This window comes from Sphingomonas sp. LY29, from assembly GCF_035593985.1.
Classification (GTDB): Bacteria; Pseudomonadota; Alphaproteobacteria; order Sphingomonadales; family Sphingomonadaceae; genus Sphingomicrobium.
This window is the reverse complement of record NZ_CP141587.1, coordinates 1,884,723-1,898,056: the sequence shown is the minus strand read 5'-3', so window position 1 is coordinate 1,898,056 and position 13,334 is coordinate 1,884,723. Positions and strand designations below refer to the sequence as shown.

14 protein-coding genes and 1 tRNA gene are annotated in these 13,334 nt (G+C 65.4%); all 15 read left to right on the top strand.

Going from position 1 to position 13,334, the window contains the following annotated elements:
- Positions 1–18: 18 nt before the first annotated feature.
- On the top strand, positions 19–861 hold the full coding sequence (gene kdsA / locus SH584_RS09660) for a 3-deoxy-8-phosphooctulonate synthase (protein WP_324806667.1): 843 nt from the start codon (positions 19–21) through the stop codon (positions 859–861).
- A 78-nt stretch (positions 862–939) separates the two neighbouring features.
- A complete protein-coding gene (locus tag SH584_RS09655) occupies positions 940–1,755 on the top strand; it encodes an inositol monophosphatase family protein (protein WP_324806665.1) in 816 nt (271 codons plus the stop codon).
- A 6-nt stretch (positions 1,756–1,761) separates the two neighbouring features.
- Positions 1,762–3,000: a glycosyltransferase family 4 protein gene (locus SH584_RS09650; protein WP_324806663.1), complete on the top strand. Its 1,239-nt coding sequence runs from the start codon at positions 1,762–1,764 to the stop codon at positions 2,998–3,000.
- A 64-nt stretch (positions 3,001–3,064) separates the two neighbouring features.
- Positions 3,065–3,628 carry a dTDP-4-dehydrorhamnose 3,5-epimerase gene (rfbC, locus tag SH584_RS09645; RefSeq protein WP_324806661.1) on the top strand — a complete coding sequence of 188 codons (564 nt, stop codon included), beginning with the start codon at positions 3,065–3,067 and terminating at the stop codon, positions 3,626–3,628.
- A gap of 3 nt (positions 3,629–3,631) precedes the next feature.
- A complete protein-coding gene (gene rfbB / locus SH584_RS09640; protein WP_324806659.1) occupies positions 3,632–4,690 on the top strand; it encodes a dTDP-glucose 4,6-dehydratase in 1,059 nt (352 codons plus the stop codon).
- Positions 4,691–4,693: 3 nt separating this feature from the next.
- Positions 4,694–5,584 (top strand): dTDP-4-dehydrorhamnose reductase, encoded by an 891-nt coding sequence (rfbD, locus tag SH584_RS09635; RefSeq protein ID WP_324806657.1) that lies wholly within the window; start codon positions 4,694–4,696, stop codon positions 5,582–5,584.
- A gap of 19 nt (positions 5,585–5,603) precedes the next feature.
- Positions 5,604–6,473, top strand: coding sequence for a glucose-1-phosphate thymidylyltransferase RfbA (gene rfbA, locus SH584_RS09630; RefSeq protein ID WP_322841415.1), 870 nt, complete (start codon positions 5,604–5,606; stop codon positions 6,471–6,473).
- A 142-nt stretch (positions 6,474–6,615) separates the two neighbouring features.
- Complete coding sequence (locus SH584_RS09625; RefSeq protein ID WP_324806654.1) at positions 6,616–8,097, top strand: capsular polysaccharide export protein, LipB/KpsS family; 1,482 nt, start codon at positions 6,616–6,618, stop codon at positions 8,095–8,097.
- A gap of 44 nt (positions 8,098–8,141) precedes the next feature.
- Positions 8,142–9,287 (top strand): capsule biosynthesis protein, encoded by a 1,146-nt coding sequence (locus SH584_RS09620; RefSeq protein WP_324806652.1) that lies wholly within the window; start codon positions 8,142–8,144, stop codon positions 9,285–9,287.
- Positions 9,288–9,339: 52 nt separating this feature from the next.
- Positions 9,340–9,425, top strand: a tRNA-Tyr gene (locus SH584_RS09615).
- Positions 9,426–9,609: 184 nt separating this feature from the next.
- A complete protein-coding gene (locus SH584_RS09610; protein ID WP_324806650.1) occupies positions 9,610–10,203 on the top strand; it encodes a response regulator transcription factor in 594 nt (197 codons plus the stop codon).
- Between the two features lie 75 nt (positions 10,204–10,278).
- Positions 10,279–10,620 carry a hypothetical protein gene (locus SH584_RS09605; protein ID WP_324806648.1) on the top strand — a complete coding sequence of 114 codons (342 nt, stop codon included), beginning with the start codon at positions 10,279–10,281 and terminating at the stop codon, positions 10,618–10,620.
- Positions 10,621–10,651: 31 nt separating this feature from the next.
- Positions 10,652–11,116: a hypothetical protein gene (locus SH584_RS09600; RefSeq protein WP_324806646.1), complete on the top strand. Its 465-nt coding sequence runs from the start codon at positions 10,652–10,654 to the stop codon at positions 11,114–11,116.
- Positions 11,117–11,149: 33 nt separating this feature from the next.
- Positions 11,150–12,154, top strand: a complete 1,005-nt coding sequence (locus SH584_RS09595; protein ID WP_324806644.1) for an ATP-binding protein — start codon at positions 11,150–11,152, stop codon at positions 12,152–12,154.
- 135 nt (positions 12,155–12,289) lie between these two features.
- Positions 12,290–13,327 carry a substrate-binding domain-containing protein gene (locus tag SH584_RS09590; RefSeq protein ID WP_324806641.1) on the top strand — a complete coding sequence of 346 codons (1,038 nt, stop codon included), beginning with the start codon at positions 12,290–12,292 and terminating at the stop codon, positions 13,325–13,327.
- Positions 13,328–13,334 lie beyond the last annotated feature (7 nt).

The window sequence follows — 13,334 nt, the reverse complement described above, 5'->3', positions numbered from 1 at the left end:
GCCGTGCAGGACGAAGGCATGACCAGCGCCGTTTCCATCGGTCCTGACATTACCTTCGATAATCGGGGTCCGTTCGTCCTGATCGCGGGCATGAACGTGATAGAGGACAAGGACACGCTGTTCCGCGTCGCCGAGGAAGTGACGACGGTCGCCGGCGATCTCCGCGTTCCGCTCGTTTTCAAGGCATCGTTCGACAAGGCCAACCGGTCGTCGAACCACAGCTATCGCGGGCCCGGCATCGACGAGGGGCTGCGCATCCTGCAGGGGGTAAAGGCGCGGTTCGGCGTTCCGTTGCTGACCGACGTTCACGAGCCGGCGCAGGCGATTCCCGCCGCCGAGGTGGTCGACATCGTCCAGATTCCCGCCTTCCTGGCCCGGCAGACCGACCTGGTCGCCGCCGTCGCGCGGACCGGCGTCGCCATCAACGTGAAGAAACCGCAGTTCCTCGCGCCGCCGGAAATGCGCCACATCATCGCCAAGTGCCGCGAAAACGGCAACGAGCGGGTGATGCTGTGCGAGCGGGGCTCGAGCTTCGGCTACAACAATCTGGTGGTCGACATGCTTGGCGTCGACCTGATGAAGAACTTCGCTCCTGTCGTCTTCGACGTCACCCATTCGCTGCAGCAGCCGGGTGGCCGCGAAGACAGCGCTGGTGGACGCCGCACGCAGGCACTGGCCCTTGCTCGATCGGCGATGGCGCTCGGGCTGGCGGGCCTGTTCGTCGAAACGCACCCGAATCCAGACGAGGCGCTCTGCGACGGGCCTTCCGCCCTGCCCTTGCTGCTGCTCCGCCCCTTCCTCGAACAGGTGGTGGCAATCGATCGCCTGGTAAAAGGCTTCGGCCCGCTACCGATCGCCTGACGGCGTTGCGCCGGTGGGCAAGCGGCGGAGTCGTCGCTAAGGCCGGACCCGCTCTCTTTGTCGTGGAACATCACGCCCGTGACCTCGCTTTCCCATTCGTCCGCCACGCTCCATCAAGCCGTTCAGGCGGTGATGACCGAGGCCGCTGACCGCGCGATCATGCCACGCTATCGAAGGCTGGCCGTCGGCGATGTCGCCCAGAAGGCGGTCGATGATCCGGTCACTATTGCCGACCGCGAAAGCGAAGAGATCCTGTCCGAAGGGCTCTCCAAGATCATCGCCGACGCGCTGGTGGTCGGGGAAGAAGATGCCAGCGTCGACCCGTCGATCATTCACCGCCTGGGCGAGAAGCTTTGCTGGATCATCGATCCGCTCGACGGGACCGGCAATTTTGTATCGGGCGACGGCCCGTTCGGGATCATGGTCGCGCTGGCCGAACGCGGGGAGGTCATCGGCGGCTGGATCCTCGATCCGCGGTCGAAGCGCTTCGTCGCGGCGGCGAAGGGCGCGGGCACATGGATCGATGAACGCAGGGTCCGGGTCCAAGAGCAGCCGCAGGGCGAGCGAACCGCTGGACTGTCGGCGCTCGTTCCGGACGACCGGCGCCGCACCTTGCGCGAAGGCCTCTCGCCATCCTTCAACGTGATCGACATGGCGCGGTGTGCCGCGGAAGAATATCCGCGGCTGCTCCTCGGGAGGAACAGCCTCGCCTTCTTTCAGCGCACCTTGGCGTGGGATCATGCCGCCGGGGTGCTGTGCCTGACCGAAGCGGGCGGTGACGCGCGGCGGTTCGACGGCAGCGCTTATCGGGTCGACGACGAACGCCACGGCCTGCTCGCCGCTTCGACTCCCGCTTTGTGGGACGAGGGCGCCCGCCTTGCGTCGCTCGGCTGACAGGCGATGAAAAGTCCCATCACCGCGGCGTCGGGTGCCGTGCCGTCGCAATCCGTCCGTCCCTACCTGATCGACGTGTCGCGGCTGGTATGGCGCTACTGGAGCCGGCGGTTGCCGACGGGCATCGACCGGGTTTGCCTGGCTTATCTGGACCATTTCAGAGGCCGCGCCCGCGCCGTGATCCAGCGCCGAGGGCATTTCTTCGTACTGTCCGAGGAAGGTACCGATCGGTTGGCAGACCTTTTTCTCAACCCCGGACCGGCCAGCCGACGACGGCTGGTGTGGACGCTGGCGAAGGCCTTCGCACGCCTGCCGAGACAACGCGTGGAGCGGGGGCAAATCTATCTCAACGTCGGCCACACCGGGCTTAACGAGCCCACGCTGTCGGAGTGGACCGAGCGACACGCGCTGAAGCCGATCTACCTCGTGCACGACCTCATCCCCCTGACCCACCCGCAATTTTGCCGGGTCGGAGAGGCCGAGCGCCATGCGAAGCGGATGGATACCGTTCTACGCACTGCTTCCGGCGTGATCGGCAACTCGCGGGCAACGCTCGACGATCTCGCCACCTACGCGCGCGACAGCGGGCAGCCGATGCCGCCTTCGGTCGCGGCGTGGATCAGCGGCCCTCCCCCGTCCCCACCGCAGCAACCATCTGTACCTGCCAAGCCCTATTTCGTGGTGCTGGGAACCGTCGAAGGCAGGAAGAACCACCGTCTCCTTCTCGACGTCTGGTCGCGGCTCCTGTCCCGGAATGACGAGAACATTCCGACCCTGATCGTGATCGGTCAGCGGGGATGGGAAGCCAGTGCCGAAATCGAAGCGCTGTCCTCTCCCGAGCGATATCGCGGTCACGTCCAGTTCCGCGAGACATGCGGCGACAAGGAGTTGGCGGGCCTGCTGGCAGGGTCGCGGGCATTGCTGATGCCGTCCTATGCCGAGGGATTCGGGTTGCCGGTCATCGAAGCGCTGCAGCTGGGGACACCGGTCATCGCCAGCGACCTGCCCGTATTCAAGGAATTGGCAGGCGATATCGTCCAGCTGATCGATCCGGATCGCCCCGACCTGTGGCAGGACGCGATCCTCGATTACGCATCCGATGGTGGCGATCGACCGGCCCAGCTTCGCCGGATGAAGGGATATTCGGCGCCCGACTGGCCGTCGCATTTCGCGATCGTCGAGGATTGGATCGCAGAATTGGGCGGGCAACCTTCCATCCGGCCTTTTGATCGCCGTCGGGTTTGAAACCGAGGGGCAATCGACTAAGCGACCGCTGCAAGTCCCCTTCGGACGAACGCAAGGAATCAGAATGAACTTCTCGACCTTCGAGGTGGAAGGCCCTGTCGAAATCCTGCCGCGAAAGATCGCGGACAGTCGCGGCTATTTCTCCGAAGTATTCCGGACCGACCTGTTCGAACAGCATTGCGGACCCGTCACCTTCGTCCAAGACAACCAGTCGCTCAGCATCGCGACCGGCACGATCCGCGGCATCCACTTTCAAAGCGAGCCCGCAGCCCAGGGCAAGCTGGTTCGCTGCCTGTCGGGAAGCGTGTTCGACGTCGCGGTCGACCTGCGTTCGGGCTCCGCTACTTACGGTCGCTGGATCTCGACGGTCCTGACCCCGGAGGCGAACAATCAGTTGTGGGTTCCGGTCGGCTTCGGCCACGCGTTCTGCACGCTCGAGCCCAATTCGGTCATCGCCTATAAAGTGACCGATTATTACAGCCAGCCGTGCGACAAGGGCGTGGCGTGGGACGATCCCGATATCGGGATCGACTGGCCGGCGGTTGCGAACGCCGCGACCTTGTCGGACAAGGACCAGCGACAGCCGGCCCTCGCCGAGCTTCCGACCTACTTTTCGACCAAAGGATAAGTGATGCGTGTAATCGTGACGGGTGGGGCTGGCTTCATCGGGTCGGCCCTCGTCAGGCACCTCGTCCTCGACAAGGGCTATGAGGTCCTCAACATCGATGCGCTGACCTACGCCGGCAATCTGGCGTCGCTGCGTTCGGTCGAGGACAAGCCGGGCTATCGCTTCCTTCAGGCCAACATCTGCGACCGCTCGGCGATCGATGACGCGTTCGCCCAGTTCCAGCCTGATCGCGTGATGCACCTTGCCGCCGAAAGCCACGTCGATCGCTCGATCACCGGCGCAGCCGAATTCGTGCAGACCAACGTCATCGGCACCTTCACGATGCTCGAAGCCGCGCGCCAGCATTGGGGAAGTCTCTCGGGCGAAGCCAAGGATCGCTTCCGCTTCCTCCACGTCTCGACCGACGAGGTGTACGGCTCGCTCGGCGACGACGGCCTGTTTACCGAGACCACGCCCTACGATCCCAGCTCGCCCTATTCGGCATCAAAGGCCTCGTCCGATCACCTCGCCAAGGCGTGGGAGCGGACCTACGGCCTGCCGGTCGTCGTCTCGAATTGCTCGAACAATTACGGACCCTATCACTTCCCCGAGAAGCTAATCCCGCTGACGATCCTCAACGCGCTCAACGAGCAGCCGCTGCCCGTCTACGGCAAGGGCGATAACGTCCGCGACTGGCTCTATGTCGACGACCATGCGCGCGCGCTCGACCTGATCATCGAGCGCGGCCGGATCGGCGAAACCTACAATGTCGGCGGTCGCAACGAGCGCCAGAATATCGAGGTGGTCCGCCGCATTTGCGACGTGCTGGATCGCCTCGTCCCCGCCGATCGGCCGCGTCAGGAACTGATCGAATTCGTCACCGATCGCCCGGGCCACGACGCCCGATACGCGATCGACGCCACGAAGCTGGAACAGGAACTGGGCTGGAAAGCGCAGGAAGACTTCGATTCCGGCATCGAGAAGACCGTGCGCTGGTACCTGGACAACGACTGGTGGTGGAAGCCGCTCCGCGACCGATATGCGGGTGAGCGCATCGGCCTGGTCGAGCCGGCGAAGGTCTGAACCATGCGAATGCTCGTCACCGGCCGTGAAGGACAGGTCGTCCGTTCGCTGGTCGAACGCGGCGAGGCGTCGGGGATCGAGGTCGTTCCGCTTGGTCGACCCGAATTAGACCTGTCAGCCCCCGCCAAGGACATCCTTGCCGCGATCGCCGCCGCGCGCCCCGACGTCATCGTGTCCGCTGCCGCCTACACCGCGGTCGACAAGGCCGAGAGCGACGAGGAAGCCGCCTTTGCGATCAACGCGCGGGGTGCCGGAGCCGTGGCGAAAGCCGCGGCGACGCGTGGCGTCCCGCTGATCCACGTGTCGACCGACTATGTCTTCGATGGCCGTAAAGACGAGCCCTATCGCGAGGATGATCCCACGGGCCCGACCGGCGTTTACGGATCGTCCAAGCTGGCCGGCGAGCAGGCGGTGCTCGCAGCGCACGACGACGTCGCGATCCTTCGCACCGCGTGGGTCTACAGCCCTTTCGGCGCGAATTTCGTGAAGACGATGTTGCGTCTGGGCCAAAGCCATGACGAAGTGCGCGTCGTGGCCGACCAGATAGGCAATCCGACGAGCGCGCTCGACATCGCGACGGGAATCATCGCGGTGGCGCGCAATCTTGTCGCCGATCGCGACGCAAAACTGCGCGGCGTCTTCCATATGACCGCTGCGGGCGAGGCCAGTTGGGCCGAGTTCGCCGACGCCGTCTTCGCGGCCGCATCGGCGCAGGGCGCCCCATCTGCGACGGTGGTGCCGATCACCACTGCCGACTATCCGGTCGCGGCCACGCGCCCGCCGAACAGCCGACTGAATTGCGAAAAACTTGCCGCGACCCATGGCGTCAGCCTTCCTGACTGGCATGGTTCGGCGGCGCTGGTAGTGGAGCGTCTGCTCCACGCGCCATCCTGAATTAACGGAGCAACGGACGATGAAGGGTATCATCCTCGCAGGCGGCAGCGGATCGCGCCTCTTCCCGATGACGCTGGCGGTGTCGAAGCAGTTGATGCCGGTCTACGACAAGCCGATGATCTACTATCCGCTCAGCACCCTGATGCTGGCGGGGATCAAGCAGGTGCTGGTCATCACCACGCCGCACGATGCGGCTGGCTTTCGCCACTTGCTTGGCGATGGATCGCAATGGGGCATGGAGATCAGCTTCGCGGTCCAGCCCGAACCCAACGGCCTGGCGCAGGCCTTCACCATCGGCGCCGATTTCGTCAGCGGCGGTCCGTCCTGCCTGATCCTTGGCGACAATATCTATCACGGGCACGGCCTGCCCGAGCTGATGGAGCGCGCGCGTGAGCGAACCGACGGCGCGACCGTCTTTGCTTACCACGTCGCCGATCCGGAGCGCTACGGCGTGGTCGATTTCGACGACCAGATGCGCGCGCTGACGATCGAGGAGAAACCTGCGCAGCCCAAGTCGAACTGGGCGGTCACTGGCCTCTATTTCTACGACCAGGACGTGGTCGACATCGCCGCCAACATCGCGCCCTCGGCGCGTGGCGAATATGAGATCACCGACGTCAACCGCGTCTACCTCGAGCGCGGCAAGCTGGGCGTCGAAGTCATGGGCCGCGGGTTCGCCTGGCTCGACACCGGAACCCCCGACAGCCTGCTGGAGGCGGCCGAGTTCGTCGCCACGCTCGAGCGGCGGCAGGGAATGAAGATCGCCTGCCCCGAGGAAATCGCATGGCGCAGCGGTTTTATCGACGACGCCGGTCTCGAACGCTGCATCGGTCGTCTCGGCAAGAGCGACTATGCGAGATATCTGGCCGACCTGCCGAAACACCGCTGACGCCGATGACCCGGTCACCGTGCCAGTAGGACTTTTCGAGGCGCCTCCGTTTCCGTCGGCGGGCCCGACGGTTCTGGCCGTTCGGAGCGGGCCCCCTGCCCCTCCGGCTTCGGACGAAGAGATCGACGACCTGTTGCGGGCAATGGTCCGTGAGCGGGTCGGAGGTGAATATTGGGGGCATCATCCGCTCCTGCCACAGGCCACGTACACGCTGGTCGCGATCCGCGATCCCGAGCGCCACCATCACACACTGACCGACGAATCGCTGTTCCGCGCACCGGCCGATTGCGACCCGTGGCACCTGCTGTCGGGTGCAGGAAAGGTCGTCACCGACGGCGACAATCCGATCGCGCTTTTCGCAGCGCTCTTGGGTTTGCCCGTGACTTGCGTCTCAGCGGGGATGTTCGATAAGTGCGTTCCCGTTTCTGACGGAGCGGCCGCGCGGCGCGCCGCGTTCCGTGCCGCTGCCGTCGACGGCCTTTCCTACCGCAATCCGTTCGACGGGCAGCCGGCGACGCTGGCCGAGATCATCGCGCTTTGCGCATTTTGGCGGGAGACGATCGATTCCAATCGCGGGCTTGCCGCGGCGATGGGGTTCGCCGGCTGGAAGCGGAAAACCGTTCGCCCGCTGCTGTGGCCGGGCCTCGCCGACCTGCCGTTCACCCGGTCGGCAGCCGACCTTGCCCCCGGGTCGAACGTCGCCGTGTGGCGATCGCGCCTGTCGCCGCGCGAGAAGGGCGAACTGGCGTCGGCGGGAGCGAAGCTGGTCGAGGTCGAGGACGGCTTCATTCGCTCGGTCGGACTTGGCGCCGACTGCGTCCCCCCGCTGTCGATCACCGTCGACCGCCTCGGCGCCCACTTCGATCCTGCAGCGCCAAGCGAACTTGAGCTGCTGATTCAGCACGGCAAAATCCCCGAGGAAATGGTCGACCGCGCGCGGCGATTGCGCGAGGTCATCGTTGCGTCGGGCATCAGCAAGTACGGCTCGGCGTCTACCGGCGGCTGGCAGGCCCGTTCGGACAAACATCAAATCCTCGTTCCCGGCCAGGTCGAGGACGACCGATCGGTCATCAGCGGCGGCGGCGCGGTGAGCACCAACCTCGAATTGCTGAAGCGGGTGCGTAAGGATCGGCCCGACGCCCACATCATCTATAAGCCGCATCCCGATGTCATCGCCGGCCACCGCATCGGCGCGATCCCGGAGGATCAATGCCGGGCCTACGCCGACGAAATCCTGTCGGACGCTCCGATCTCGACCGTCATCGCGGCAGTCGACGAGGTTCACGTCAACACCTCGCTGGCCGGGTTCGAGGCCTTGCTGCGCCACAAGCCGGTGACGACGCACGGCGTTCCCTTCTACGCCGGCTGGGGCTTGACCCGCGACCTTGGCGCGGTACCGGAACGGCGGTCGGCCCGCCCCTCGCTCGATGCGCTGGTGGCGGCCGTCCTCCTGATCTATCCACGCTATCTCGATCCCGATACCGGACTGCCATGCCCGCCCGAAGTTCTCATCCAGCGACTGTCGACCCCGCGGCCGAAGCCGCGGCCGCTGGTGGCACTTCGTCGACTGCAGGGTCGATTGCGCAACCTGCTGGCCGGGCTGAAGCGCCGAGCGCCGGAGTGACCGGCCGGCGCGCCTTTCTTTTCCTGCAGGGTCCGCCCGGACCGATGTTCCGTCAGCTGGGCCACGAACTCGCCGCGCGCGGCGCCCACGTCCATCGTATCAACCTGAGCGGTGGCGACCAGCGCGACTGGCCCGATGGCGCGATCGATTATCTCGGCACCTATTCGGAATGGCCGGTCTTCATCGACCATTATTTGCGCGACCATGAGGTCACCGACCTGATGCTGTACGGGGACTGCCGCCCCTACCATGTCAGCGCGCACAAGATCGCCGCCGACCTCGGCGTTCGGATCCATGTGCTGGAGGAGGGTTATCTTCGACCGAACTGGATGACGCTCGAGCTGGACGGGGTGAACGCGCGGTCCCCGCTTCGCCGCGACCGCGACTGGTTCGTTCGCGAGGCGGGCAAGATCGAGCCGCCGGCGGAATTGCCGCCGATCACGTCAAGTTTCCGTCGCCGCGCCAGAGACTCCTACTGGCACTACCACCGGGTCGTGACCGGCCGTCTGCACTACCGCCACTATCGCTCCCACCGTCAGGGATCGATCGTCAAGGAAGGGCTTGGCTGGCTGTGGAAGTTCGCGACGCAGGAACGCCGGCGGTCGCGCGTGAAGAACATCGTCGCGGGCATCGCGGGGAAGCCGACCTTCGTCTTTCCGCTCCAGCTATCGGGCGACTTCCAGATCCGCACCCATTCGCCGTTCGGCAACATGCAAAGCGCCGCGCAATTCGTGTTCGAAAGCTTTGCCAACAATGCGCCCGAAGGCACCCACCTGCTGATCAAGGCGCATCCACTCGATTGCAGCTTCTTCAACTGGACTCGCTTCGTTCGGCGTGAGGCGAAGCGGCTCGGCGTCGAAGGGCGGCTTCACTTCGTCGACGGCGGCGACCTGGATGAGATGGTGCGCCATTCGAAGGGGCTGGTGTGCGTCAACAGCACGTCGGCGACGATCGCGCTTCAGCAAGACATTCCCGTCTGCACTATCGGCGAGGCGGTCTACGACATGCCCGGTCTCACCCACCGTGGTCACGTCGACAGCTTCTGGGAAGCGCCGCAGCCGCCGGAGCCGGGATTTTACGAGACCTTCAAGCGCGTCCTCGTCGATCGCTGCCTCGTCTATGGCGGGCTCGCGAGCGAATCGGCGGTGTCGACGCTGATCGCCTCCATCCTTAAGCGCCTCGGCTTCTGACGCGGTTGACAGTCAAACGGCTGGAGGCCAAGAGCGCGCCGCGACCCCATCTGGACAGGTGGCCGAGTGGTTAAAGGCAGCAGACTGTAAATCTGCCCGCGCAAGCGTACGCTGGTTCGAATCCAGCCCTGTCCACCATCTTCAACGGACAAGTCCGGCGATGGTCGAACCCACCAGATCGGATGTAATTCTTCGTAGCCGAGGCTGCGCGAAGATCGTTTCCGCTACGTTTGCCAAGAATATTTGAGGATTCGGTTGGGTCGCGCTAGAGAATCGTAACTGAATCAACCGAATGCGCAGCGTTCCATGCTCGGAAGGAATCATGTTGCGGCAAGATGCTTCGCTTGAGGCAAGTGGTCGGCACGTCGTCGTTGGCGACGATGACTTGGCCAAGGTTTCCAAATTGACGCCCGGGCAGGTCGACTGCCTGCTGCTCGTCGACCAGCACCTCAACAGCAAGGAAATCGCGGTTCGCCTGGGCATCAGCCCGCATACCGTCGACCAGCGCATCCGCGGCGCCCTGGAAAAGCTGGGCGTCGACCGGCGCGGCGAGGCCGCGCGCATCGTTGCCGCCTCCACCACGACGTCCTCCGACGCATATCAACGGTTGATACATCAATCGCCGCACATCGACGCTCCGGCCGCCGACCCGCATCAGGACGGGGCGGTCAGCCATCAGATTCGGCACGCTGACCGTGTGGGGAAGGCCAGTTCTTCCGGGGCTATAACCGAGCAAGCTTCGGAGGGGTCCTGGTCTTCCCTGCATCCGCCGTTCGCAACGAGGAGCCATCCCAGCAATGCGATGAGTATCGGCCAGCGGCTGATGTGGATTGCCCTGATTGCGATCGGCGCTTCTTTCTCGGCGGGAATGTACCTCGCCGGCCTCGAAAGCCTCTCGCGGATGATCGGCAACTAGCCAGCCCGCCGATGCCCTTCCATCGCTGACCCATGGCCCAGCGCGGGAATCCCCCGCGCTTGGGAAGGAATAGTCATGCGCAAACAAATGATCGAAGCCCCCGCCTACGATGTCGCCACCCAGGTCCGCCTGGTCGAAGACAGCATCGAGACCGCCCTTGAGGAAATCGCCGAACTGCAGGCGCGCATGATCCGCGCCCGCGCCGTCGCCGGGGTCGCCACCGCCACCGGTCACGACGCGCTTGAGCATCTGATGCAGTCGCTGACCGGACTGGTCGCGGCGCGCGGCGGCATGGCGCGCTGCCACGGCGCGCTGAAGGATACCAAGCAGGTCGTCCCGGGCCTTCGCACCGTCGGCTTCGGCGATGCGCAGGAATGCCCGCCGACCGCACGCGCCGACCTTCGCGTCGTCGCCTGACGGGACAAGGATTGACTGGACCACGCGCGTCGTGGTCCGGCTTCCACCGACCATGCTTGGCGCCTCGATCTTCATCCCCCTGCTGCTGGCCGTCTGCCTCTACGCCTTTGCGTTCGGCGGGCGGGACGAGCGGATCGCGGGCGCCATCTGTATCCTCGGCACGGTCGCGACCCTGTTGACGGTCTCGCCCTGGGTGAGCCGGTACAGCAGCGTCGAGGAAGGGCTGATGCTGGTCGACCTAGCGGTGCTGGCGGGCTTCGTCGCGGTCGCGCTCCAGTCGACGCGGTTCTGGCCGCTGTGGGTCGCCGGCTTCCAGCTGACCACCGCGATGGGCCATGCGCTGAAATCGGTCGAGCAGGACATGCTTCCCCACGCCTATGGCGCCGCCCTCCAGTTCTGGGGCTATCCGATCCTGCTGGTCCTGGCCGTGGGTACCTGGCGGCGCCATCGCCGGGTCCGCCGCGCCAAAGCTGCCAAGGCTCAAGGCGCGACCTAGCGCTTCTGCGGATGCCGACCTAGGATCGACACCGTGGTCACCCTCAATCCCCTCGCCCAGTCGATCCTCGATGCGATCGCCGATCCGGCGCTGATCCTGTCGTCGGGGACGGTCGCCGCCGCCAACCGCGCGGCGCGCTCCATTCTGGGCGAGCAGGTCGTCGGCCGCGACGTGCGGATCGCGATCCGTCACCCGCTCGCGCTCGAAACGATCGCGTCGGGCCGCACAGCCGATGTCGAGGTCATCGGGATCGGATCGGCGGAGCGCCCGTGGGTGCTCGCCGTTCGCCCACTCAACGGCGGTGCGGTGCTGGTTCGACTAAGCGACCGTTCGGCCGCGCTCGCGGCGGAGCGGATGCGCACCGACTTCGTCGCCAATGCCAGCCACGAGCTGCGCACGCCCCTCGCCACCATCATCGGCTATGCCGAGACGCTTGCCGAAGACGGGCCGCTCCCCGACGAGATGCGCAGCCGGTTTGGCCACACCATCGAGGGCGAGGCGCGGCGGATGCTTCGGATCGTTGAGGATCTGATGAGCCTGTCGCGGATCGAGGCCGATCGCTTCCGCCTCCCCGACGAAACGGTCGATCTGGTCGAGGTGGCACGCCTGTCGGTCGATCATGCCGCCGCCCATGCCGAACAGCGCAATTGTACGGTGGAGCTTGTCCCGTCGATCGAATCGGCATCGGTGCAGGGCGACTTCGGACAGCTGATGCAGTTGGCCGACAACCTCATCGGCAATGCGCTTCGTTATGGCTGCGGCGAGGACAGCTGCACGGTACGGGTCGAGGTCAGCGCCGACGCGGGCAAGGTCGAGCTGATTGTTCAGGACGATGGCGACGGCATCGCCGCCGAGCACCTCCCGCGCCTTACCGAGCGATTCTACCGCGTCGATTCGGCTCGAAGCCGCGAATCGGGCGGCACCGGCCTTGGCCTCGCGATCGTGAAGCACATCGTCGAACGACATCGCGGGCGAATGACGATCCGCTCCTCGCTCGGGTCGGGCACCACCGTGACGGTGACGATCCCCTCCGCCTGACCGCCGGAATCGCTGTCATCAAACGGTAACCCCACTGTCACAGGGACTGGCCGAGCCGGCGCTAGAGCGTCCGCGATCACCGGACGGCGCAATTGGGATTCGCGCCGAGGACCCGGCAATTGGGGAGTTTGACGCATGAAGAAATTGTTCGGCGCGCTGCCGCTGGTGGCGCTTGTTGCAGCTTGCGGAAGCGGCGGTTCGGATGGTGCGGGCGCGGTTAGCCAGCTGAAGATCGTCGGTTCCTCGACGGTCTATCCGTTCACCACCGCCGTCTCGGAAGATTTCCAGCGCACCAATGCCGGCGTCAGCGCGATCGTCGAATCGACCGGCACCGGCGCGGGCATCAAGCTGTTCTGCTCGGGCGTTGGCGAACAATTCCCCGACATGGTCAACGCCTCGCGCCCGATGAAGGCTAGCGAATATGCCGCCTGCCAGGCATCGGGCGTGAAGCAGGTCATCGAGCTTCCGGTCGGCATCGACGGCCTGACGCTGGTACAGGCCAAGGGCCAGCCCGCGCTCAACGTGACCGTCGCCGAAATCTACAAGGCGCTCGCCGCCAACCCGTTCGGCAAGCCGCAGACCGCCAAGACGTGGAAGGACATCAACCCGTCGCTTCCCGCGACGCCGATCCGCGTCATCGGCCCGTCGCCGACGTCGGGCACGCGCGACAGCCTGGCCGAGCTGATCCTCGAGAAGGGCTGCGACAGCGACCCGGCGATGAAGGCGCTCAAGACCGCCAACTCGGACCAGCACAAGACGACCTGCACCAAGATCCGCGAAGACGGCGCCTATGTCGAAGCCGGCGAGAACGACAATCTGCTGGTACAGAAGGTCGCTGCCGATCCGGGCGCGCTCGGCGTGCTGGGCTACAGCTTCCTCGAGGAAAATGCCGACCGCGTCGCCCCGGTGACGATCGGCGGCGTCACCCCGACCGAAGCGACGATCAGCGACCTCAGCTATCCGGGCAGCCGCAAGATTTTCGTCTACGTGAAGGGTGAGCATCTGGCCGCCAAGCCGGCGATCCGCCAGTTCGTCGCGGCCTATGCCAAGATGTGGGGCAAGGGCGGCCCGCTCGAAAAGCGTGGCCTCGTGCCGTTGCATGACGCCGACGCCGCGGCCGCGAACGCGCAGGCCACGGCGCTCAAACCGCTCGACCCGGCGACGCTGAAGTAAGCGGCGG

Coding starts and splice junctions, on each gene's coding strand:
- kdsA (WP_324806667.1), top strand. CDS start 19: ATGACCAGCGCCGTTTCCATCGGTCCTGACATTACCTTCGATAATCGG.
- SH584_RS09650 (WP_324806663.1), top strand. CDS start 1,762: ATGAAAAGTCCCATCACCGCGGCGTCGGGTGCCGTGCCGTCGCAATCC.
- rfbC (WP_324806661.1), top strand. CDS start 3,065: ATGAACTTCTCGACCTTCGAGGTGGAAGGCCCTGTCGAAATCCTGCCG.
- rfbB (WP_324806659.1), top strand. CDS start 3,632: ATGCGTGTAATCGTGACGGGTGGGGCTGGCTTCATCGGGTCGGCCCTC.
- rfbD (WP_324806657.1), top strand. CDS start 4,694: ATGCGAATGCTCGTCACCGGCCGTGAAGGACAGGTCGTCCGTTCGCTG.
- rfbA (WP_322841415.1), top strand. CDS start 5,604: ATGAAGGGTATCATCCTCGCAGGCGGCAGCGGATCGCGCCTCTTCCCG.
- SH584_RS09625 (WP_324806654.1), top strand. CDS start 6,616: ATGGTCCGTGAGCGGGTCGGAGGTGAATATTGGGGGCATCATCCGCTC.
- SH584_RS09620 (WP_324806652.1), top strand. CDS start 8,142: ATGTTCCGTCAGCTGGGCCACGAACTCGCCGCGCGCGGCGCCCACGTC.
- SH584_RS09610 (WP_324806650.1), top strand. CDS start 9,610: ATGTTGCGGCAAGATGCTTCGCTTGAGGCAAGTGGTCGGCACGTCGTC.
- SH584_RS09605 (WP_324806648.1), top strand. CDS start 10,279: ATGCGCAAACAAATGATCGAAGCCCCCGCCTACGATGTCGCCACCCAG.
- SH584_RS09590 (WP_324806641.1), top strand. CDS start 12,290: ATGAAGAAATTGTTCGGCGCGCTGCCGCTGGTGGCGCTTGTTGCAGCT.